The organism is Enterobacter quasiroggenkampii, assembly GCF_043972695.1.
Taxonomy (GTDB): Bacteria; Pseudomonadota; Gammaproteobacteria; order Enterobacterales; family Enterobacteriaceae; genus Enterobacter; species Enterobacter quasiroggenkampii.
Genome location: NZ_CP143745.1, coordinates 3,936,820 through 3,959,863, shown reverse-complemented (window position 1 = coordinate 3,959,863; position 23,044 = coordinate 3,936,820). Strand labels below are relative to the sequence as shown.

At 53.4% G+C, this 23,044-nt stretch carries 19 protein-coding genes; 16 read left to right on the top strand and 3 right to left on the bottom strand.

Going from position 1 to position 23,044, the window contains the following annotated elements; genetic code table 11:
• Nucleotides 1-2 precede the first annotated feature (2 nt).
• A complete protein-coding gene (locus V1572_RS18855) occupies nt 3-1,709 on the bottom strand; it encodes a sensor histidine kinase (protein ID WP_048029636.1) in 1,707 nt (568 codons plus the stop codon).
• 386 nt (nt 1,710-2,095) lie between these two features.
• Between V1572_RS18855 and alaC the strand changes: the two genes are divergently transcribed.
• Entirely contained in the window at nt 2,096-3,334 is a 1,239-nt protein-coding gene (alaC, locus tag V1572_RS18850) for an alanine transaminase (protein ID WP_045909388.1), read from the top strand.
• Nucleotides 3,335-3,386: 52 nt separating this feature from the next.
• On the opposite strand, the gene ypdK is transcribed toward alaC, so the two are convergent.
• Both ypdK and lpxP read right to left on the bottom strand, forming a co-directional pair.
• Nucleotides 3,387-3,458, bottom strand: coding sequence for a membrane protein YpdK (gene ypdK / locus V1572_RS18845; protein ID WP_099458937.1), 72 nt, complete (start codon nt 3,456-3,458; stop codon nt 3,387-3,389).
• Between the two features lie 358 nt (nt 3,459-3,816).
• The gene (gene lpxP, locus V1572_RS18840; RefSeq protein WP_395300002.1) at nt 3,817-4,737 is read right to left on the bottom strand and encodes a kdo(2)-lipid IV(A) palmitoleoyltransferase; all 921 of its coding nucleotides are present in this window, start codon (nt 4,735-4,737) and stop codon (nt 3,817-3,819) included.
• A 12-nt stretch (nt 4,738-4,749) separates the two neighbouring features.
• On the opposite strand from lpxP, the gene V1572_RS18835 reads away from it, so the two are divergent.
• The 15 genes from V1572_RS18835 to V1572_RS18765 all read left to right on the top strand — a co-directional run bounded on the left by V1572_RS18835 (nt 4,750) and on the right by V1572_RS18765 (nt 23,044).
• Nucleotides 4,750-4,887, top strand: coding sequence for a hypothetical protein (locus tag V1572_RS18835; RefSeq protein WP_159427010.1), 138 nt, complete (start codon nt 4,750-4,752; stop codon nt 4,885-4,887).
• Nucleotides 4,888-5,527: 640 nt separating this feature from the next.
• Complete coding sequence (tssB, locus tag V1572_RS18830) at nt 5,528-6,025, top strand: type VI secretion system contractile sheath small subunit (protein ID WP_045909386.1); 498 nt, start codon at nt 5,528-5,530, stop codon at nt 6,023-6,025.
• Nucleotides 6,026-6,057: 32 nt separating this feature from the next.
• Nucleotides 6,058-7,602 carry a type VI secretion system contractile sheath large subunit gene (gene tssC, locus V1572_RS18825; protein ID WP_045909385.1) on the top strand — a complete coding sequence of 515 codons (1,545 nt, stop codon included), beginning with the start codon at nt 6,058-6,060 and terminating at the stop codon, nt 7,600-7,602.
• A 17-nt stretch (nt 7,603-7,619) separates the two neighbouring features.
• Complete coding sequence (gene tssK, locus V1572_RS18820) at nt 7,620-8,960, top strand: type VI secretion system baseplate subunit TssK (RefSeq protein ID WP_045909384.1); 1,341 nt, start codon at nt 7,620-7,622, stop codon at nt 8,958-8,960.
• Entirely contained in the window at nt 8,957-9,646 is a 690-nt protein-coding gene (tssL, locus tag V1572_RS18815; protein ID WP_045909383.1) for a type VI secretion system protein TssL, short form, read from the top strand. Before tssK ends, tssL begins: the two co-directional genes overlap by 4 nt.
• Nucleotides 9,643-11,349, top strand: a complete 1,707-nt coding sequence (locus tag V1572_RS18810; RefSeq protein WP_045909382.1) for an OmpA family protein — start codon at nt 9,643-9,645, stop codon at nt 11,347-11,349. The genes tssL and V1572_RS18810 overlap by 4 nt, the downstream gene beginning before the upstream one ends.
• A 4-nt stretch (nt 11,350-11,353) precedes the next feature.
• Nucleotides 11,354-11,845: a type VI secretion system effector Hcp gene (gene hcp / locus V1572_RS18805; protein WP_023325816.1), complete on the top strand. Its 492-nt coding sequence runs from the start codon at nt 11,354-11,356 to the stop codon at nt 11,843-11,845.
• 158 nt (nt 11,846-12,003) lie between these two features.
• Entirely contained in the window at nt 12,004-14,658 is a 2,655-nt protein-coding gene (gene tssH / locus V1572_RS18800) for a type VI secretion system ATPase TssH (protein WP_395299481.1), read from the top strand.
• Entirely contained in the window at nt 14,655-17,033 is a 2,379-nt protein-coding gene (locus V1572_RS18795; protein ID WP_395299480.1) for a type VI secretion system Vgr family protein, read from the top strand. The genes tssH and V1572_RS18795 overlap by 4 nt, the downstream gene beginning before the upstream one ends.
• A gap of 3 nt (nt 17,034-17,036) precedes the next feature.
• Nucleotides 17,037-17,819, top strand: a complete 783-nt coding sequence (locus V1572_RS18790; protein ID WP_248271490.1) for a DUF4123 domain-containing protein — start codon at nt 17,037-17,039, stop codon at nt 17,817-17,819.
• A 114-nt stretch (nt 17,820-17,933) separates the two neighbouring features.
• On the top strand, nt 17,934-18,467 hold the full coding sequence (locus tag V1572_RS18785) for a DUF3304 domain-containing protein (protein WP_045418373.1): 534 nt from the start codon (nt 17,934-17,936) through the stop codon (nt 18,465-18,467).
• Between the two features lie 181 nt (nt 18,468-18,648).
• Nucleotides 18,649-19,182 (top strand): DUF3304 domain-containing protein, encoded by a 534-nt coding sequence (locus V1572_RS18780; protein ID WP_395299479.1) that lies wholly within the window; start codon nt 18,649-18,651, stop codon nt 19,180-19,182.
• A 181-nt stretch (nt 19,183-19,363) separates the two neighbouring features.
• The gene (locus V1572_RS18775) at nt 19,364-19,897 is read left to right on the top strand and encodes a DUF3304 domain-containing protein (RefSeq protein WP_014884701.1); all 534 of its coding nucleotides are present in this window, start codon (nt 19,364-19,366) and stop codon (nt 19,895-19,897) included.
• A 181-nt stretch (nt 19,898-20,078) separates the two neighbouring features.
• Entirely contained in the window at nt 20,079-20,612 is a 534-nt protein-coding gene (locus V1572_RS18770; RefSeq protein ID WP_045908760.1) for a DUF3304 domain-containing protein, read from the top strand.
• Entirely contained in the window at nt 20,600-23,044 is a 2,445-nt protein-coding gene (locus V1572_RS18765) for a T6SS phospholipase effector Tle1-like catalytic domain-containing protein (protein WP_395299478.1), read from the top strand. Before V1572_RS18770 ends, V1572_RS18765 begins: the two co-directional genes overlap by 13 nt.

The following is a 23,044-nucleotide window of genomic DNA, read 5'->3' as shown; positions in this document are numbered from 1 at the left end:
GGTTACTCCACCTGGGGCAACAGTGATGTTGTTGAATGAACGGGAGAGCGCTCGTTCGGGACGTAAAAAGCAATTTCGGTGCCCGGTTCAAGACGCTGAATGTGCAGCCCATCGCCGTAAAGCAGCTTGACCCGGTGATGCACGTTCAGCAGGCCGATTTTATTTCCGGGCATTTCGTTAGACTCCACGCGCTCAATAACTTTTGGATCAATGCCGTGTCCGGTATCGCGCACCGCAATACGCACGCGGTTGCCGCTTTCGGTGACGCTGATGGTGACGACGCCTTTGCCTTTACACGGCTGAATGCCGTGAACAATCGCGTTTTCGACCAGCGGCTGGATAAGCAGGCTCGGGATCACGCAGTTGACCTCTTCATCAATATCGTAAATGACCGTGAGTTTGTCGCCAAAGCGCGCCTGCTCAATCGCGATGTAGTCTTTGATCTGATACAGCTCTTTTTTGATGTCGATCTGCTCGTCATCTTTCAACTCGATGTTGTAGCGCAGATAGCGGGACAGGTTAAAAATCAGCTGTCGCGCGGTGTCCGGATTAAGACGTATGGACGAGGAGATCGCGTTCAGCGCGTTAAACAGGAAATGGGGATTGATTTTGCTCTGCAGCGCGCGCAGCTCTGCCTTATTTGCCATCTCACGCAACTGTTCTGCACGGGAGACTTCCAGCTGGGTGGAGATAATCTGCGACAGGCCAATCGCCATCTCCTGGAGCGAGGAGGTGATCTGATGCGCGTGACAGTAATAAATTTTCAGGGTGCCCGTCACGACGCCTTTCTCCCACAGCGGGATCACCAGCATCGAGTGGATTTCCGGCGTTCGGTGGGCTTCATCATTGTTTTTAATGATGATTTTACCGTAGTTGATCGCCTGTCTGGTGGTTGGGCTGATGGTGTCATCGTTGTCGCGATAGTTGTGTTCCCCGACGCCAACGTAGGCCAGCACGTGGTCAATGTTGGTGATGGCGACGGCGTCTGCGTGGATGTCATGGCGGATAATCTCGCAGACCTGACGCAACGACTCCGCGTTAACGTGGCGAAATAGCGGTAGCGTTTTGTTGGCGATATCCAGCGCCAGCTTGGCCTGACGGGCGGCGCTGGCCTCTTTTTCCCCTTCAACGCTTTGCACCAGCAGCACGATAAAACCGATGCAGACGCTGCCCAGGATCATCGGAATCCCGATTTTCGAGACGATATCCAGCCCCAGCGCGGTGGTCGGGGCCCAGACGACGACCAGGATCATGGTCAGCGTTTCGCATACCATGCCTGCGACGATCCCGGCGCGCCAGCGCTGTTTTTTCGGGATTTTGCGGCTGATCCAGCCGGAGAGCACCCCGGCGATAATGCTGGTAATAAAGCAGGGCACCGCCGTGACGCCGCCGATATCAATCAGGTAGCGATGGGTTCCGGCAATCACGCCGGTGATAACGCCCACCCACGGGCCAAACAATATTCCGCCGGACATCACGGCGATAATGCGCACGTTAACCAGCGACCCCTCTACCGGCACGCCTGACCAGGTGCTGAACAGGGCGAACAGCGAAAAGATGGCGGTAACGGCCAGCAGCTCTTTTGGCGAGTGGGCGGATTTGTGCAACAGCTCGCGAAACAGGCGAATGCGGATGAGGAAGAACAGGCAAATCAGCATTAATGCCGCACGGTCAAAAACCGCCAGCAGCATAGTGAATATTTCGTGCACGAGTAGACCTGGGAAAACGGGAAAGAACCATGATAAAAAACCTGACGCGTATTGACCAGCTATCCGTCAGGTTTATCAAATGAGGAAAAACCATAATTCTTAAAGGGGATTGTCCGGCGGTCACGGACACGGCCTGATTTTTTATAGCCAGCGTATCGTCAGGTAACTGTTTTGATATCATCCTGTTAAATAACGGCTATCGGAAAGCCAACCCTGAAACAGGGGCTTCCGCTTTTTGGCACTGCCGGGTTCCGGTTTTCAGGCGATCGCTTTTTTTTCATTTCCCTCTCGACAGCATGATTTTTTTCAGGTTATTTTCTAAGCATGCCACATCGGTGGCAGCGTCGCTCGGACGGTCCGGGCGCTAACGTTAATCTGAGGAATCTATGGCTGAATTCAGTCCTGAACGCCGTTTTACGCGTATCGATCGTCTCCCCCCTTATGTTTTCAATATCACTGCTGAACTGAAAATGGCTGCGCGTCGGCGCGGCGAAGATATTATTGATTTCAGCATGGGTAACCCTGACGGCCCAACGCCGCCGCATATCGTTGAAAAGCTCTGCACGGTTGCCCAGCGTCCGGATACGCACGGCTACTCGACCTCTCGCGGTATTCCCAGATTACGTCGCGCGATCTCGCGTTGGTATCAGGATCGCTATCAGGTTGATATCGATCCGGAAAGTGAAGCGATTGTCACCATCGGCTCGAAAGAGGGGCTGGCACATCTGATGTTGGCCACGCTGGATCATGGCGATACGGTGCTGGTGCCTAATCCAAGCTACCCGATCCACATCTACGGCGCGGTGATTGCCGGGGCGCAGGTCCGTTCCGTTCCGCTGGTGGAAGGTGTCGATTTCTTTAACGAACTTGAGCGTGCGATTCGCGAAAGTTATCCGAAACCGAAGATGATGATCCTCGGTTTCCCGTCAAACCCAACCGCCCAGTGCGTGGAGCTCGATTTCTTCGAGAAAGTCGTCGCCCTGGCCAAGCGGTATGACGTGCTGGTGGTTCATGATTTAGCCTACGCTGACATTGTTTATGACGGCTGGAAAGCGCCTTCAATCATGCAGGTTCCGGGCGCGCGTGACGTGGCGGTCGAGTTCTTTACGCTGTCAAAAAGCTACAACATGGCAGGCTGGCGTATAGGTTTTATGGTGGGTAACAAAACGCTGGTGAGCGCACTGGCGCGCATTAAGAGTTACCACGACTATGGTACCTTCACGCCGCTACAGGTCGCGGCTATTGCTGCCCTGGAGGGCGACCAGCAGTGTGTTCACGAGATTGCCGCCCAGTATAAGCGCCGCCGTGACGTGCTGGTAAAGGGCTTGCATGAAGCGGGCTGGATGGTGGAAATGCCGAAGGCGTCTATGTACGTCTGGGCAAAAATTCCGGAGCCGTACGCGGCGATGGGATCGCTGGAGTTTGCCAAAAAACTGCTGCAGGATGCGAAGGTGTGCGTATCACCGGGCATTGGCTTTGGTGATTATGGTGACACCCATGTGCGATTTGCCCTGATTGAAAACAGCGACCGCATTCGTCAGGCGGTGAGGGGCATCAAGAGTATGTTCCGGGCGGACGGCCTTCTTTCGTCGAAGAGCGTGGCTGAACATCCCGCGTCGACATGACATAAAAAAACAGGAGCCTATGGCTCCTGTTTTTTTGACTGCATGTTCTTCACTAGATCATCAGGGCAAAGGTTCCGGCCCAGACTAAAACAATCACCGAAATGCCCATAAAGAAATATTTCACGTTTCATCGCTCCGCGTATCTTGTGGTACGCATTTAAAAACAGAGTCCACCTGATTATAGAGAACTGAAATCCGGTCAAAACGGAAATGAGAATTTTCCCGTTACGCCGCTCACTCCAGCTCAGAATTCTGTGCTTTCCTGTTGCCAGACGGCGCTAATGTACGCCTAAAAATGAGGGGTGACAAGAGGGATTTTTTTAAATAATTTCCGTTACTTACGAGTGTCGTGGAACGGCGACAGTTTGATTTCGCATCGCAATAAATTCACTTTGGGCGACGCAATGAAAGACGATTTCTCAACGGGATGACAGGTGATTGAAAAGGTTAGTTTCTTAGCGAAACTAACCTTAATGAAAGGCTTAAATATAGAGCGAGGCTTCGCCAAGAGGGCGGGTTTTGAAACGACGATGCATCCACAGATACTGCTCTGGCGCACGCATGATTTCAGTTTCGATGACTTTATTGATAAACGCCGCGGCTTCGCACTCGTTTTCCGGATAGTTAGCCATTTCAGGAGAGATGTGCAGACGATAGCCTGATTTATCGGCTTTTCTCACCATCGTTACGGTCAGCATTGAGGCGCCTGACAAACGAGAAATGACAAAGGTGCCGTTAGTCGTCGCAACCTCTTTAACCGCAAAGAAAGGCGCAAAGCTGCTGCCTTTACGTCCATAATCCTGATCGGGTGCAAACCAGACGGCTTCACCTTTCTTCAGGGCACCGACCATACCGCGCAGATTGTTACGGCTGATCATCGCCTTATTGGAACGCATGCGGCCACGCGTCTGGACCCACTCCATCAGCGCACTGTTGTGTGGTCGATAGGTCGCCATCATTGGCTGGCACAGGCCCATCACGCGGCCACCCAGTTCCAGCGACATAAAGTGAACGCCGACGACCATCACGCCGCGTTTTTGCATCTGCGCGCGTTGCAGGTTATCCAGTCCTTCTACATCAAACCACTTACGGACACGCTCATCCGGCCAGAACCAGGCCATGCCGGTTTCAAGCAGCGCCATGCCGATAGACTTAAAGTTTTCAGCGATGAGCTTCTCGCGCTCTTCGGCATTGTACTGCGGAAAGCAAAGCTCAATATTTTTCCGTGCGATAGATTCGCGACGTTTCAGGAAGACGCGGGAAGCGCTGCCCAGTTTCGACCCCAGCAAACGCAGTACAGGGTACGGAAGTTGAACCAGCAGCCAGAGAATGCCAAGACCAAACCATGTAAACCAGTAACGCGGGTGTAAAAACGCGCGTTGAAATTTGGATTGAGACAAAATAGTGAAACCTATGTGAAGCCTGTAAAGGTAGCGCAGAGTTTGCGATACGACGTGCCGATAAGACCGTTCTTCAAGGTGATGGTTGCAGGCTTTACCGAACTTTACGGCGTTGCCTGGCCACTGCTGATTTGGGCGGGCGGCGTAATGTAGCACCGTTATACGATATGTGCTATTACTCGTTTTTGATTAAAAAAGCGACAGTTCGGAAGGTGATTGATTTTACAGATTTTATAGGCAGTCGCATGAAAGCGCCTTTCCTGCCTGAGCGGAAGGCAAAAGCGTTAGCGCTCATAGGGAAGGCGTAAAGAAAAAAAACGGTATTGTTGATTTGCGCCAAATTAAACATTTACGCCTTTATTTATTCCTCCGCATAATAAATAAGAAATTTCTTCGTGAAAATTCTTAAGTGTTATTCATACCATCAATGGAATAGCCATCTGCTTTCATCCATTTCTGTCTTCTTTTAATCGTGCCGCAATAAGATATTGTCGTTCTTTCGCGCTTTTTGACGTTATGCTGTGATGCAAATCAAAACATGATGTTTTTATAAACATCTCTCTGGCTACAACCCCTTCTGCGATACAAATATTCGCTTTGTGCGAAAAGAGCAGTTTCTTTTCCTGATTTGGTTGTCCTATTTACGATAATGTCTTAGAGGAAAATTCTTAAGAAAATTCTTGTATCGGATTAATGATCTGTGTATTTGATTTTGTTCCGATCATTATTCTATTATTGCGCATCAAGAACGATACCGTGAAGTTGGCATAGCAAAACAAAGAGGGATGATTAGATGGCTGACAGTTTTCAGAATGAGGTGCCTAAGGCACGTATTAACCTGAAGCTTGACCTGCATACTGGCGGAGCAAGCAAGAAAATGGAATTACCCTTGAAATTGCTTGTTGCGGGTGATTTCAGTAATGGGCAGGAATCTGCGACAATATCTGAGCGCGAAAAGATTAACATCACCAAAAATAATTTTGACAGCGTTCTTTCCGAATATTCCCCAAAAGTTAACCTGGCCGTTAAAAATACGCTGTCTGACGATGGTGGTGAGGACAACATTCAGCTGACTTTCCAGAGCATGAAAGATTTCACGCCAGAGCAGGTGGCTGCCCAAATTCCACAGCTGAAGGCGATGCTGGCAATGCGCAACTTGCTCCGCGATCTGAAAGCCAACCTGCTGGATAACCAGACTTTCCGAAAAGAGCTGGAAAAAATCGTTCTTGACCAGTCACTTAGTGCTGAGTTGCGAAATGAACTATCCGCACTGGCTTCAAAAAAACCTTAACCATCATGCTGTTTTAACGGATTAATCAAGGAATGCTCATGTCTGTACAAAATAATACTGCTGGCGGGGAAAGCGTGGTGCTGGAACGCCCTGCTGTGGGTGGGGTATACGCTTCACTGTTTGAGAAAATCAATCTGAACCCAGTCTCCGAACTGAGCGCGCTGGATATCTGGCAAGATGCGCAGGCGATGTCGGATGCGACCGCTGACGAGCGTCTCACTGCAGGTATGCAGGTCTTTCTGGAATGCCTGACCAAGGCAGGCTCGAAGGTCGAAAAACTGGATAAAAGCCTGATCGATCACCACATCGCTGAGCTCGATTACCAGATAAGCCGCCAGCTCGACGCCGTTATGCACCATGAAGAGTTTCAGGCGGTTGAGAGCCTGTGGCGCGGCGTGAAGTCGCTGGTTGATAAAACGGATTTTCGCCAGAACGTGAAAATTGAGCTTCTGAGCATGTCTAAAGAAGACCTGCGCCAGGACTTTGAAGACAGCCCGGAAATCATCCAGAGTGGTCTCTATAAACACGCCTACATTGATGAATACGATACCCCGGGCGGCGAGCCGATTGCGGCGCTGATTTCCGCTTATGAGTTCGATGCTTCAGCGCAGGATGTCGCTCTGCTGCGCAACATCTCTAAAGTATCTGCGGCTGCACATATGCCATTTATCGGCTCGGCAGGCCCGAAATTCTTCCTCAAGGAGTCCATGGAAGACGTCGCGGCGATTAAAGATATTGGTAACTATTTTGACCGCGCGGAGTACATCAAGTGGAAATCGTTCCGCGATACGGACGACGCTCGCTACATCGGTCTGGTGATGCCCCGCGTACTGGGACGTTTACCGTATGGCCCGGATACCGTTCCGGTTCGCAGCTTTAACTATGTTGAAGAAGTCAAAGGTCCGGATCACGACAAATATCTGTGGACGAATGCGTCGTTTGCCTTCGCGTCCAACATGGTGCGTAGCTTCATCAATAATGGCTGGTGTGTACAAATCCGTGGCCCGCAGGCCGGGGGGGCGGTTCAGGATCTGCCTATCCATCTGTATGACCTGGGTACCGGCAATCAGGTAAAAATCCCGTCTGAGGTCATGATCCCTGAAACGCGTGAATTCGAGTTCGCGAATCTGGGCTTTATTCCTTTGTCCTACTATAAAAACCGCGACTATGCCTGCTTCTTCTCAGCCAACTCCGCCCAGAAACCGGCGCTGTATGACACCGCAGATGCAACGGCCAACAGCCGCATCAACGCACGTCTGCCGTACATCTTCCTGCTGTCGCGTATTGCCCACTACCTGAAGCTGATTCAGCGCGAGAACATCGGTACCACCAAGGATCGCCGACTGCTGGAGCTTGAGCTGAACACCTGGGTCCGCAGTCTGGTGACCGAAATGACCGATCCGGGCGACGAACTTCAGGCATCTCATCCATTGCGTGATGCAAAAGTGGTGGTGGAAGATATTGAGGATAACCCGGGCTTCTTCCGCGTGAAATTGTATGCGATTCCGCACTTCCAGGTGGAAGGGATGGACGTCAACCTGTCGCTGGTTTCCCAGATGCCGAAAGCGAAATCGTAATAACAGGCAGGAAGCCGATGAAAACGGAACAACCGTTATGGGGTAGGGGCATTATGGTCGCTCCCCAGCATTTTCAGCAACAGGTCGCGTATGCGGCCTGGTCTGCCGAGTGTATTGCCCGGCTGGGCCTCTCCTGCCCGTGGGGGGTGATAAATGCTACCTTCGAGCCGGAAGCTCTCAGGCTTGGACGTCTTCAGGCCCGTCATCTGCATGTCCGTTTTCAGGACGGTACGCTGATTGATACAGACAATGCTGATTCGCTGCCTCCGGTACTGTCGCTTGAAAGCGAATCGCAGGAGCTGACGGTGGTGCTGGCGCTCCCGCTACTGCGGGCGAACGGCGGCAACTGCCTGAAACCCGATGAGGTGGCCGAGCGTCCGGTGCGATATCGTCAGCGCTGGCGGGATGTACGCAATACCTTTGGGGAAGACACTCGTCAGATTGCCGTGATGCAGCCTGAACTGACGCTGCGTTTTGCCCATCAGAACAACAGCGATTATCTGACTTGTCCGGTCGCCCGCCTGCAGCAAGACTCGCAGGGTACATGGCTATTGGATGAAACATTTCTTCCTCCGCTGTTGACCCTCCAGGGGAGCCGTTGGCTGGTTACCCAACTGGAACAACTACTGACACAACTGCGTGCGCGACTGTGCCGTCTGATGGCAATGCGGCGTGAAAGCAATGAGCGCATGGCTGATTTCGCCGTGGCAGATGTATCACTGTTCTGGCTGCTCAACGCGCTGAACAGTGCCGAGCCCGTGCTGGGTCAGTTCCAGCGTAATCTTCAAAGCCCACCGGAACGTCTGTATCCGGAACTTTCTCGCCTTGCAGGGAGCCTGCTGACCTTTTCCCTGGAACATCAGGTGAGCGCCATACCGGCCTGGCATCACGAGCAACTCAATGCGGTATTTCCACCGCTGTTTGATTTGCTTGGCGATCTGCTTGAAGCCAGCCTGCCGTCACGCGTGGTGGCCCTGGCACTCGACTATGACCCACGGCTGCACTTCTGGCAGGCTCGCCTGCATGACCCGCGTCTGCGCGAAGGGGCTGATTACTATCTTTCTGTGCGCTCACCGATTCCGGTGGCGCAACTGCAGGAGCAGTTTCCGCGCCAGTGTAAGGTGGGCAGCCCTGACCATGTGCGCGGGATCGTCAACTCTTCCCGCGTGGGCGTGCCGCTGACGCCGCTGCGCCATGTGCCAGCCGCCATTCCACTGCGCCTGGAAAATCAGTATTTCAGTCTCGATCTCTCCCATCCTCTGGCGACTGAAATGCTCCAGAGTGGGACATGTATGTTTTACGTCCCGGGCATGCTCGGCGAGCCTGAACTTGAACTCTTTGCGGTATTGAGAACATGAGTGAACGTAAACACGGCGCTGTCGTGTCTGTTGATATTGACGCACTGCTGCAGGATACCTGGCTTCAGGTCATCAGCCTTCGCTATGGCCCGCAGTTTCAGGAAGGAGAAGGTCGGGTCTTGTGGGAACGCTGTATCGCTGATGTGGAACGCGTTCAGCGTGAACTGAAAGCGAGTGAACTTGATGAAGCCAGCTGTAAGCATATCCTCACTGCACAATGTGCATTGCTTGATGAGGCAGTCAAAGGGCGCGGTGTAGAGGATGATGCCTGTGTGCAGTGGTATGACATTCCTCTGCAGGGACACTTCCTCGGCACAATGGACGCGGGTGACACTTTGTGTGACAGGATGCGCGATGTGCTGCGTGAACCTGCACCAGATAATGCCGTACTGACCTGCTTCCAGCGGGTAATGATGCTCGGATTTCTGGGAGATTTTCGTGCGCTAAACGATCCGGAACGCCAGAAGCTGGTCAGCGCCCTCAATGAGCGCGTTACACCGTTCAGCTACCCGCAGACCCATCCAGTTCTGGCAGAGAGCCGCAGCGGACGGGGAGCGGGAGGCTGGCTGGCGTCATGGCCCGCGCGTATCGGCCTGAGCGTGATTGTTCTTGCCGCACTCTGGTGGGGACTGGATCGCTGGCTCGATCAGATGCTGCTGACCCTGTTGCCGGGAGTCGTAAAATGAGTCCTGTACAACAGCGCGGGCTTGCGCTGTGGGCTGCCCTGCTGAGTGCTGTGGTCTGCCTGGCTTTTCTGCCGTTATCCCGGCTGGCTTCAGTGCTCGTTCTGCTGGCGATGATCGGGGTCATAGTCGCGTTCTGGTATATCGCCAGACCTCGTGCGGAGCATGACGTCAACCTGCGTCTGGATGACCTTCCTGAAACCACTTACCGTCAACCTGTGGTGTTGGTTTGTGGCGATATGCCTCTGACCTGGCCGCAGCAGTCACCAGTACTGATCGTCACGCAGGGATGCTGGATCCGCGTTGAGGACCATCAGGATCTGGAGCAGGTTGCCCGTCAGATTCTGTGGCAGCGCCCGGACTGGGGGCGTCAGCTGTCGGTGATGGTCAGTGTCTGCCCGCAGAAACATGTCGACAGCGAAGCCCTGACAAGTCGTCTGCTGGCTCTGCGCTGGCAAATCAGCCAGTTGCGTAAAGAAACGGGACAGTCTGTGCCACTCATTCTGAATGGTCAGATTGGCAGCGCGATGACGGATGACATGCTCTGGCAGGCCGCTATTCCGGGTGAAGGGTGGACTGTCTGGCGTGAGTCGAATGCGCCTTGTTCGATCGCCGCGTGGGTCACCACTGGCGGTGCGCCTGTGATGCAGCAGCAGGTGCTGATGAACAGCCTGATGAGCTGGTTCCATCAGCATGTCCAGGCGGTATTCATCGATGAGAATCCTGATATTCCGGTCATTGCACCTGCAGCGCAGCTGTGGGGAATGGGACCGATTCTTGCCGGAAGCCTTGCGTCCTCTGCCTGGACGGCATGGTTATCGCGTCATACTGCCATGCAGCAGGTAGCCGGCTGGCAACCGATAGGGACGGACAGCACGGTGATCTCACCCTTACCGGATTTCATCCTGCCGCTGCTACCGGAAGGAAGTGGACTTACTCCCCGCGCCCGCACCTGGCGCTGTGCCCTTGGTCTTTTCACCCTGGCGGCCATCGCCGCGCTGCTCAGCAGTGGCTGGAACAATCGCCAGTTGCTGCATCGCGTGAGCTTCGATATAGCCCGTTACGACAGTCTCTCCACGGATGACTACGGCCCGAAAGCTAGCGCCGTTGCGGCCCTTCGTGAGAATTCTGCGTTGCTGGATGACTATGCACGTAACGGCGTACCGGTCCGGCTGGGCCTGGGGCTTTATCAAGGGGAACGTCTACGGATATCCCTACTGGAAGCGATCCGCTCGTATATGCCGCCGCCTCCTAAACCGCAGCCAACCCCAAAACCAGCACCGAAAATAGTGAGGCTCGACAGCATGTCGCTGTTCGATTCCGGCAAGTCCGTGCTGAAAGCGGGTTCCACCAGGATGCTGGTGAATTCACTGGTTGGCATCAAAGCGAAACCGGGCTGGCTGATTGTCGTGTCTGGGCATACCGATAACACTGGCAATCCGCAGCTGAACCAGACGCTGTCTCTGAAACGCGCCGAAGCGGTGCGCAACTGGATGCGGGACACGGGCGACGTGCCCGAAAGCTGTTTTGCGGTGCAGGGCTATGGCGAAAGCCGTCCTGTCGCAACCAACGACACCCTGGAAGGGCGTGCGCTCAACCGCCGTGTCGAAATCAGTCTGGTACCGCAGGCGAATGCCTGTCAGATACCCGGCAAACACCCGGCGCCATCGCAGGATGATGGCGCTTCACTACACAATGGAGAGTAATTCCATGGCAATTCCTGTTTATCTTTGGCTGAAGGACGACGGCGGCGCGGACATCAAAGGGTCTGTTGACGTTCAGGATCGTGAAGGCAGCATCGAAGTGGTTGCACAGGAGCATAACCTGTACATCCCAACCGACAACAACACCGGCAAGCTGACCGGCACCCGTATCCACACGCCGTTCCTGTTCACGAAGGAAATCGATTCCTCCAGCCCGTATCTGTACAAGGCGGTGACAACCGGTCAGACCCTGAAATCCGCTGAATTCAAGTGGTACAAAATCAACGACGCGGGCCAGGAAGTGGAGTACTTCAACACCAAACTGGAAAACGTGAAGGTAGTGAAAGTGAATCCTGAAATGTATGACATCAAGGATCCTTCTAAAGAGAAGCACAACCACCTTGAGCGCGTTGAACTGCGTTACGAAAAAATCACCTGGACCTACAAAGACGGCAACATCATTCATTCCGATTCCTGGAACGAACGCGCCACGGCGTAATCCTGATGCGGGCAGGTTTTCCTGTCCGCAGTTTTTTGCTGAGTGCCTGAGATGCGGGCACTCAGCAAAGAAAAAACAATCTGCCTGCCTGACCTTATGCGCTTTGGTGAACAGCGAGGGGCGGTAGCGTGTCCAGGAACCGACAAAGAGAGAATCTCATGGAAAATCCAGCCATCCTGTTACGTCGTCTGAACCCTTACTGTGCCCGAGCGATGGAAGGCGCAGCTTCGCTCTGTCAGACCCGTGCCCATGCCGAAATTCTGCCGGAGCACTGGCTGCTGAAGCTGCTGGAGCAAGGGGAAGGTGACCTGACGGTGTTGGCGCGTCGCTATGAATGGGATATGGATGGCATTTGGCAGGATTTACTTGGCTGGCTCGACAGACAACCTCGCTCCGTGCGCCATCGGCCCCAGCTCTCTGATGACATCCAGACTCTGATGCAGCAAGCCTGGCTACTTGCCTCACTCAATGGCGAAGAGCACATTCGCAGCATCCATCTGCTGATGGCCCTGGTGGAAAAACCAAAACTGGCACGTTGTGACGGCCTTTGGCCGTTGTTAACGCTTGCTCAGAGCCAGCTGGAGCGCCTGCGACCGTTGCTGGATGCGCAATCGGATGAGCGTCCGGAAATGCAGCGCGAAGCCGAGCTGGCACAGAACCACGGTGGTGAGGTGGAGTTTGTCGGGCGTCCGGCTGGTGTGGAAATGAAAGAGGGGGAACTGAGCCCTGCGCTGCAGAACATGCTGGATAAATTCACCCTCGATGTCACCGCCAAAGCGAAGGAAGGGAAGATCGATCCGGTGTTTGGCCGTGACACAGAAATCCGTCAGATGGTGGATATCCTCTCTCGTCGCCGCAAAAACAATCCGATTCTGGTCGGCGAGCCGGGCGTGGGGAAAACCGCACTGGTTGAAGGTCTGGCATTGCGTATTGCCGAGGGTAATGTGCCTGAATCACTGAAAACGGTCACTCTGCGTACCCTTGACCTGGGCCTGCTGCAGGCCGGTGCAGGCGTGAAAGGCGAGTTCGAACAGCGGCTGAAAAACGTCATCGATGCGGTGCAGCAATCCCCGTCCCCGGTCCTGCTATTTATTGATGAAGCGCATACCATCATCGGCGCGGGCAACCAGGCGGGAGGCGCCGATGCAGCGAACCTGCTAAAACCGGCGCTGGCGCGTGGCGAACTGCGTACGATTGCGGCCACAACCTGGAGCGAGTACAAGCAGTACTTCGAACGCGACGCGGCCCTGGAGCGTCGTTTCCAGATGGTAAAAGTCGATGAGCCTGACGATGACACCGCCTGCCTGATGCTCCGTGGTTTGAAATCCCGTTACGCCGAGCACCATAACGTGCACATTACCGACGATGCGGTGCGCGCTGCTGTTACGCTTTCCCGCCGCTACCTCACGGGCCGCCAGTTGCCGGATAAGGCGGTTGATCTGCTCGACACCGCCGCAGCGCGCGTCCGAATGAGCCTCGACACGGTACCGGAACAGCTGACCTGCATTCGCTCGCAGATTACCTCTCTTGAAATGGAGAAGCAGGCGCTGCTGGAAGATATTGCTGTCGGCAATCAGAGCCATGGTGAACGCCTGACCGTCATTGAGCAGGAAGAGAACGCTCTTATCGTTGCTCTCGACGAGCTTGAAACGCAGTACGGGCAGGAACTGAAACTCACCGAACAACTGCTGGAAAGCCGCCAGGACATCTCCCGTCAAAGCGAGACGCGCACGCTGCAGCAGGAACTGAACGGCATGCAGCACAGCAATCCGCTGCTCTCTCTGGATGTTGACGTACGCACCGTTGCCAACGTGATTGCTGACTGGACAGGCGTTCCGCTGTCATCGCTGATGAAAGATGAGCAGACCGAACTGCTGACCCTCGAAAATGAAATGGGTAAACGTGTCGTCGGGCAGGATGTTGCGCTCGAGGCCATCGCCCAGCGTCTGCGTGCGGCAAAAACGGGTCTCACATCCGAGAATGGCCCGCAGGGCGTGTTTCTGCTGGTGGGGCCGAGCGGGGTGGGGAAAACCGAAACCGCGCTTGCGCTGGCCGATGTCATGTACGGCGGTGAAAAGTCACTCATTACGATTAACCTCTCCGAATACCAGGAGCCGCATACGGTTTCCCAGCTGAAGGGCTCACCTCCGGGTTACGTCGGTTATGGCCAGGGAGGGATCCTGACCGAAGCCGTGCGCAAACGCCCGTATAGTGTGGTTTTGCTCGATGAAGTCGAAAAAGCCCACCGCGACGTGATGAACCTGTTCTATCAGGTCTTTGACCGCGGCTTTATGCGCGACGGCGAAGGACGTGAAATCGACTTCCGCAACACCGTCATTCTGATGACCTCGAATCTCGGCAGCGACCACCTGATGCAGCTGCTTGACGAACAGCCGGAGGCCAGCGAAGGCGATTTTCACGAGCTGCTGCGTCCGATACTGCGCGATCACTTCCAGCCGGCGTTGCTGGCCCGCTTCCAGACCGTGATTTACCGCCCCCTCTCGGAAGCAGCCATGCGTACCATCGTGGAAATGAAACTCTCACAGGTCAGCAAGCGCCTGCATCGACACTACGGCCTGAGCACGCACATTGATGAAAGTCTTTATGATGCGCTGACTTCAGCCTGCCTGCTGCCAGATACCGGTGCGCGTAACGTCGACAGCCTGCTCAATCAGCAAATTCTGCCGGTGCTCAGTCAGCAACTGTTGACCCATATGGCCGCAAAACTGAAACCACAGTCATTACGCTTTAGCTGGAGTGAGGAAGAGGGGATCGGGCTGGAATTTGATGTGAAACAGGGAGTGGACGCATGAGTAATAATCCTCCATTAAGATACAGCCATAGCCACCACCTGCTGGCGGTGAAAGGCTGTGAGTCCGCGCTCGACGTGCTGTCTTTCGAAGGTGATGAGGCTCTTAGCACGCCGTTCCGCTACCGTATTGAATTCACCAGCAGTGACCACGCTATCGCCAGAGAGGCGATGCTGATGAAGCCCGGTTCGCTGACGCTGCAGGCCCCGGTAGACCAGGGTTACGGCATTAAAGTGCAGCAACCGGTGCGCACCCTTCAGGGTGTGGTGACCGGTTTTGAACGCCTCAGCACGTCAAAAGATGAAACCCGCTACGCCCTGACGCTCCGGCCACGTCTGGCGCTGCTCGACCGCTCGCACCAGAACGCCATTTACCAGGACATGTCGGTTCCGCAAATCGTGGAAAAAATCCTGCGCGAGCGCCACGGTATGCGCGGTCAGGATTTTCTGTTCTCGCTGTCAAAAGAATACCCGCGCCGTGAACAGGTGATGCAGTACGGTGAGGACGACCTGCACTTTATCATCCGCCTGCTGGGTGAGGTCGGTATCTGGTTTCGCTTCACCACCGACACGCGCCTCAACATTGACGTGGTGGAGTTTTACGACAGCCAGCAGGGGTATGAAAAAGGTCTGACGCTGCCGTCGGTACCGCCATCGGGCCAGCATTCAAAAGGCGTGGATTCGGTCTGGGGAATGGAATGCCATCACAACGTGGTGCAGAAGCAGGTCAGCACCCGGGACTACAACTACCGTCAGGCCACGCAGGACATGAACACCCTGGTGGATGCGACCCGCGGGGATGTCACCACATACGGTGATGCCTATCACTGGGCGGATAACTACCTGACGCCGGGCAGCACCTATGACCGTAATCCGGCCCCGGAGTCCGGGGCGTTTTATGCCCGCCTTCGTCACGAACGCTACCTGAATGGTCAGACCCGGGCGCAGGGCATCACCAGCTGTCCGACCCTCTCGCCGGGTCAGGTACTGAAAGTCACCGGCGGGTATGAAGTGGCCGACGTGTTTGCGCAGGGCGTGGTCATCACGGCGATGCACACATATGCCCGCCGTGATAAGGACTTTGCGGTTGGTTTTGACGGCATCCCGGACAGCACCGATTTTGGTTTCCGCCCGGAACCTGGCTCACGCCCGGTGATGGCTGGCACCTTACCGGCCCGCGTCACCAGCACCACCGAAAATGACACCTACGGGCATATCGATAAAGACGGTCGCTATCGCGTCAGCATGCTGTTTGACCGTGATAACTGGGAAACCGGGTTCGAGAGCCTGTGGGTGCGCCAGTCCCGTCCGTATGCAGGGGACACTTACGGCCTGCACCTGCCGCTGCTGGCGGGCACCGAAGTGGCGATTGGCTTTGAGGACGGTAACCCGGACCGGCCGTACATTGCCGGCGTGCTGCACGACTCGGCGCACGGCGACCACGTCACCATCCGCAACTACAAACGCAACGTCCTGCGTACCCCGGCGAACAACAAAATCCGCCTCGATGACGAGCGCGGAAAAGAGCACATCAAGGTCAGCACGGAGTACGGCGGCAAGAGCCAGCTGAATCTCGGACATTTAGTGGATGCTGAGAAGCAGAAGCGCGGTGAGGGCTTTGAACTCAGGACTGATAGCTGGGGAGCCATCCGCGCGCAGAAAGGGATGTTTATCAGCGCTGACGGTCAGGCGAAGGCGCAGGGCCAGGTGCTGGATATGGCACCAGCAATCAGCCTCCTGAAAGGGGCGCTCAACCAGGTCACGGAATGGGGAAGCATCACGCAGACTCATCACAACTTTTCGCCTGATACCGATTCACTGAGAGAGTTCGTTAACGGAGCTGAGGGGCTTAAAGATCCCGCGCTGCTGATGTCTGCCCCGAATGGTATAGCAGCCGTTACGCCTGAAACCACGCTCATGCACAGCGGGAACGGTCTTTACCTGCAGAGCCTGGGTGAGGTCAATATAGCAACAGCACAACGTCATTCGGTCAACGCCGAAAAAGCGATTTCTATGCTGGCACAGCAGGAGGGAATGCGGCTGGTTTCTGGAAAGGGCCCGATGACCCTTGAATCCCACGCTGACACCTTATCGCTGACCTCGCTGAAGGACATTACCGTGCAGTCAACGCAGGGGCACCTGCAGATTACGGCGAAAAAGGGTATCACTATTGGTTGTGGTGGCGCATATATACGGCTTTCGCCGCAGGGAGAGATTCATATTCACGGGCCAGGGCTTCTGAGTCTGAAAGGTCAGCACAAGATGCTGGGGCCGCAGAGTGAAGATTTTCCGCTACCGGAACTTCCTTCCTCGGTCTGCAAGGAGTGTCTGAAACGGGCACAGGAAATGGCTAAAGGGTTTGTGCCGAGGGAGAGTTAATAAGTGCTGAATGAATATTCTGAAAACATGCTGGAGAGCGCTCGACGGCTTTGCCAGCAGATTGGACACACCTATATCGATGTCATTGTTGATCAGTGTAGTGTGGATTATTCAATCATTCCGGCGTTATCCGGCTTTTCTCCGGAGATAAAATGGCAGTCGCTGTATAAGGGTTTACCGGAAGAGATTTATCCCGAAGATGCGCCTCTGCTGGTGCGGGTTATGTTTGACGATCTGCAACAATGGAACTGGCTTCAGGCGCTTGCAAAAGAAATGTCCTCAACGGCACCTTTACTGATTATATGTTCGCCATGGACATTGTCTGGATTGGGTAAATGGCTTACTGAAATCGTTAATGCCCGCCAGGAAGGCAGAGAAGGTGTTTTTCGGTTCTGGGATACTCGTATTTTTTCTTATCTTTTTACGGATATTCTGAGCGCTGAACAGCAGGCGCAACTTAAAAGACCCGTAATAGGCTGGGGATGGCAGGATCGTGATGGACAGTCGGTATGGCTTACAGGAAGCGGGAAAATCCCGAAGCGCGACGAGTGCGCTGAGCAAGTAGATTTCAGCGATAAGCAATATGAAAAACTTATGTGCTTATGTGATGCAAAACGTTTTATTGACCAGAAGTTACTAATGACAACGATGTTTGCCTCAAAGGAAGCTGAATTCAGGGCGTGCTTTGAGGGAATGGTGAGCGCTACCCAGGCCGGCGTATTGTTCGACGATAAACGTGATGCCTGGGTGATCGACTATTTGACCCGATTGCATGCCGGAATTTGATAATGAAGGTGCTGAAAGTATGTCCTAAGTAACCACGGATCTGGTACCGGCCTGAATTTCCGGCTCAGGTCCAGCAGGTGTAAGAGTGGACGACGCAATACAAGGAAAATAAGGATGAAGATAACAATATCAGGCGTATTACTGGGTGTTTTCTTACTGGCCGGATGCAGTCAGCCAAAGGCTGAGGCGCAAACGCAAAGCGGTGGTACGGGAACAATAAAAGCCATCAACCATACCAAATGGGCCATCAATCATTTCAGCGTAAACGGTCAGTCGGGCATTGATATTATCGGGCCTTTTGATGGCGGCGGCGGTGGGTGTTGCTATAGCGTACCGGCAGTCTGGAAACCGGGAATGACTGTTCGCATAGACTGGCAAACTGGCGTTGGAACTTCTGAAGGTTTCCCCGGGTTCGCTGATCGTGAAAAGTATAAAGCCTGGGAAAGAGAAATTACGGCACAAAATCGCCAACACAGCAAAATAATACCTCTGCCCGATTATACAGGACAGGAGACCTGCGGTATTACGGTACATTTCTTACCGTGTGATGACGTAAAGGTAACAACCAGCTGCTGGTCACCTGCTAATGCTAATTATCCAATCAAACTTCCGCTGGAAATGAAGGAGCCGAAAGTATGTCCGAAGTAACCACGGATTTGGTCTGGTACCTGTCTGAATTTCCTGCTCGGGGCAGCAGGCTTACAGCCTGCCTGTCATAACCTGAACAGAAAGTTATCCCGGGCCGGAAATGATTTAATTATGTCAGACAACGGCACAACTAAATGATTTTACCTGTAAGAGTGGACGACGCAATACAAGAAAAATAAGGATGAAGATAACAATATCAGGCGTATTACTGGGCGTTTTCTTACTGGCCGGATGCAGTCAGCCAAAGGCTGAGGCGCAAACGCAAAGCGGTGGTACGGGAACAATAAAAGCCATCAACCATACCAAATGGGCCATCAATCATTTCAGCGTAAACGGTCAGTCGGGTATTGATATTATTGGTCCATTTCAGGGGGGCGGCGGGGGATGCTGTTACGGTGTACCTGCAGCCTGGAAACCGGGAATGACAGTCAAAATTGACTGGGAAACGGGAGTTGGAGGAACAGAAGGTTTTCCTGGTTATGACCATTGGGATGAATACTTAAAATGGCAGAAAAAAATGGACTCATTTAAACGCCAGCACAGCAAAACAGTACCACTGCCCGATTATACAGGACAGGAAACCTGCGGTATTACGGTACATTTTTTACCGTGTGATGACGTAAAGGTAACAACCAGCTGCTGGTCACCTGCTAATGCTAATTATCCAATCAAACTACCGCTGGAAATGAAGGAGCCGAAAGTATGTCCGAAGTAACCACGGTTCTGGTCTGGTACCCGCCTGAATTTCCTGCTCGTGGCAGCAGGCTTACAGCCTGCCTGTCATAACCTGAACAGAAAGTTATCCCGGGCCGGAAATGATTTAATTATGTCAGCCGACGGCACAACTAAATGATTTTACCTGTAAGAGTGGACGACGCAATACAAGGAAAATAAGGATGAAGATAACAATATCAGGCGTATTACTGGGCGTTTTCTTACTGGCCGGATGCAGCCAGCCAAAGGCTGAGGCACAAACGCAAAGCGGTGGTGCAGGAACAATAGAAGCGATTAACCATACCAAATGGGCCATTAATCATTTCAGTGTAAACGGTCAGTCGGGCATAGATGCTATCGGGCCTTTTGACGGTGGCGGAGGTGGTTGCTGCTACGGCGTGCCGGCAGTCTGGAAACCAGGAATGACGGTACGTATAGACTGGGAGCGAGGAGAGGCTTCAACAGAGGGTTTCCCTGGTTTTGCTGATAGAGAGAAGTATAAGGCGTGGTTAAAAATAAAGAAGGCCAATAACAAGGAACTTAGCAAAACAGTACCACTGCCAGATTATACAGGACAGGAGACCTGCGGTATTACGGTGCATTTTTTACCCTGCGATGACGTAAAGGTAACGACCAGTTGTTTCACCTACGGTAGTCCGTCCTACCCGATCAAACTACCGCTGGAAATGAAGGAGCCGAAAGTATGTCCGAAGTAACCACGGATCTGGTCTGGTACCCACCTGAGTTTCCTGCTCGGGGCCGCAGGCTTAAAGCCTGTCGACCATAACCTGAACAGAAATTTATCCCTGAACAGAAATGATTTAATTATGTCAGCCGGCGGCACAACTAAATGATTTTACCTGTAAGAGTGGACGACGCAATACAAGGAAAATAAGGATGAAGATAACAATTTCAGGCGTATTACTGGGTGTTTTCTTACTGGCCGGATGCAGTCAGCCAAAGGCTGAGGCACAAACGCAAAGCGGTGGTACGGGAACAATAAAAGCGATTAACCATACCAAATGGGCCATCAATCATTTCAGCGTAAACGGTCAGTCGGGCATAGATGCTATCGGGCCTTTTGACGGCGGTGGCGGTGGGTGTTGCTATGGTGTACCGACAGTCTGGAAACCCGGAATGACAGTACGTATAGACTGGGAAAGCGGTGAGGCTTCCACAGAGGGATTCCCGGGATTTGCTGACTATGAAAAATATAAGGCCTGGGAAAAGAAAATGAGTGCAAATAACAGAGAACATAGCAAAATAGTACCGCTTCCCGATTATACAGGACAGGAAACCTGCGGTATTACGGTACATTTTTTACCCTGTGATGACGTAAAGGTAACAACCAGCTGCTGGTCACCTGCTAATGCTAATTATCCAATCAAACTTCCGCTGGAAATGAAGGAGCCGAAAGTATGTCCGAAGTAACCACGGATTTGGTCTGGTACCCGCCTGAATTTCCTGCGCAAGGACGTTTGCCTTCGCAGGCGACACTGGTGGGGAAAAATTGCAGGCAGCAGGAAAGCCGGGAGCGAGCTTACCGCAATGAACTCTGCCAGGCTAAAAACAAGCTGGTAGATATGCCTTGCTGCAAAACACTGCATATTAGTCTGTTCTTTGATGGCACCGGTAATAATATTAATAACGACCTTTATCTCTCTGAGCAAAAACACCCGACAAATATTGCTCGTCTGTTTCGTGCCTCTATCGGCAGCGGGTATGCAGGGGGTATTGGTCAGTCTGATGCTCTTTTTGACAGCAATGAAGCCGTTTCCGGGCGGTATTTTAAATATTATATTCCGGGCGTGGGCACCCCTTTTCCTGAAATTAACGATCTTGACTATACCGGTTGGGGGCTGGCTACAGCGGCGATGGGAGAGGAGAGAATTAACTGGGGGCTCCTGCGCATTATTGATGCTCTGAAATTTACGCTGACTCAGAAATGGATGAGTAATGCTGAAAGCCGAAAAGCACTGGATCGAATGGGTACGAGCTGGGCCACCTTTGGTTTAACCGGGAGCCATAATCGTTACGAAACGTTTACCGATGAGCTAAAAAAGCTGAAGCCTTTGCTGGGTCCTGCGTTGCAGCAGCCGAGCCCCACGCAGCCAAAGCTGTTGGCGATTAAGCTGTATGTGTACGGCTTCTCTCGCGGGGCGGCCGCAGCGCGTGCCTTTGTCAACTGGCTGAGCGAGCTGCTGCCCGTACCAACAGGCAAAGACGAAAAGCCCGAGCAGTGCCTGATGGTTGATGAATTGAAAATTCCCGTCAGCGTGGAATTTCTTGGGCTGCTGGATACCGTGGCGTCCGTGGGGGTTGCGCATGTAGCCCCGGTGGCGGAAGGGCATATGTCCTGGGCCGACAACACCCAGGAGTTGCCAAATGAAAAAACTTACGGCGGACTGATTAAGAATTGCGTGCATCTGGTGTCCTCCCACGAGCAGCGTCTTTGTTTCCCGCTGGACTCTATTCGTCGAGCTGACGGTCAATATCCGGCAAACAGCAAGGAAATAGTTTATCCGGGTATGCATTCAGATATTGGCGGCGGGTACCCACCAGGTGATCAAGGGAAAGCAAATTATATAGATGTAAGCGATAGTCAGATACTTTCCCAAATCGCGTTACATGATATGTACTGCAACGCTTTTAGTGCTGGAGCTCCATTAAAGGTTGCGATTAATGCTATACCTGATGATTTAAAAAATGATAGATGGCGAACTCTTCCTCTTGATGTCCTTAAGGAGTATTCACTCCACCCATCGTTAATTAACCGCTTCAACGCCTGGCGAGAACTCACACTTAATCTCCCCCCCTCAGGGAAGAAAATAACTGACGAACAGGCTGCAGAATATGATCCTCCTCGGGCGACAGTCAGTCTCGAAAAAGCCTTCGAAAATCAGATAGCCTGGATCACCGCGTGGCGAATCGACCGCTATGCCAAAGGCACCATGCTTACTACGCCGTTTTACCTGCGGGCATCGGACAAAGATGGCAACCCGGGAGCGCTGGAAACGTCCAAAGTTAAACGGGACCTGAAGCAGGGGGCGGTTGAGGCCCGACGGAGAGAGAAAATCGCCAGCCAGCCTGCAGATAAAATGGATGAGTTAGTGCTGGAAGCCGGGATAAAGGACTTTGACCCGGATATCGCTCAAACCCAGCTGAAGCAGGCCGCGGTGGAGTTTGGCGAAGACTATCGACAACAGCTCCGCAGCCCGACCAGCATTGGGCAACTGGTGCTGGCGGCCATCCCGCACAACACCATATTCCTGCTTAATATCGATGACAGGCCGCGAGAATATGCCCTGATCAAAGCCTCAGCCGACACGAAGGTTGCGACATTGTTCCCGCCGCTCGGAGAGGCCTCAAACGCTGACACCCCGGCCGGGCTGGTCAGAGCGCTTTTTGACGATCAGGTACATGATTCCCGTGCGTGGTTTATGCATTACGCGCTGGGAACGCGTGAGCCCTGGGGGAGCTACTTCCTCTACCGGATGATCTACTTCGGTGATAACTGCAATAAATCGCTCTCTCCGTTGACCATTGCCGGTGATGTCGTTGGAGCCGCCACGGTGGTGGGTGGGGTGATCTTCAGCTTCAGGCAGAAAGGCACGTCGGCAAAACTGGCTGGCCTTGCCGCAACGGCCGGGCTATTCACGCTGGAATCTCAGGCAGTGGATTACCTGACCGGACTGGCTATCCCAATGGTCGACAACGCTGATGCGTTAAAAGCCTTTACCACAGAGCCTGGCGTGGTCACGGCGCAACAGACCGCAGCAATAGGTGAAAAGCGCCTGGAAATGGCGAAATCAATTATTCAGTCCGGATGGCTGGAAAAAGCACAATCGCTGGTGACTACCTGA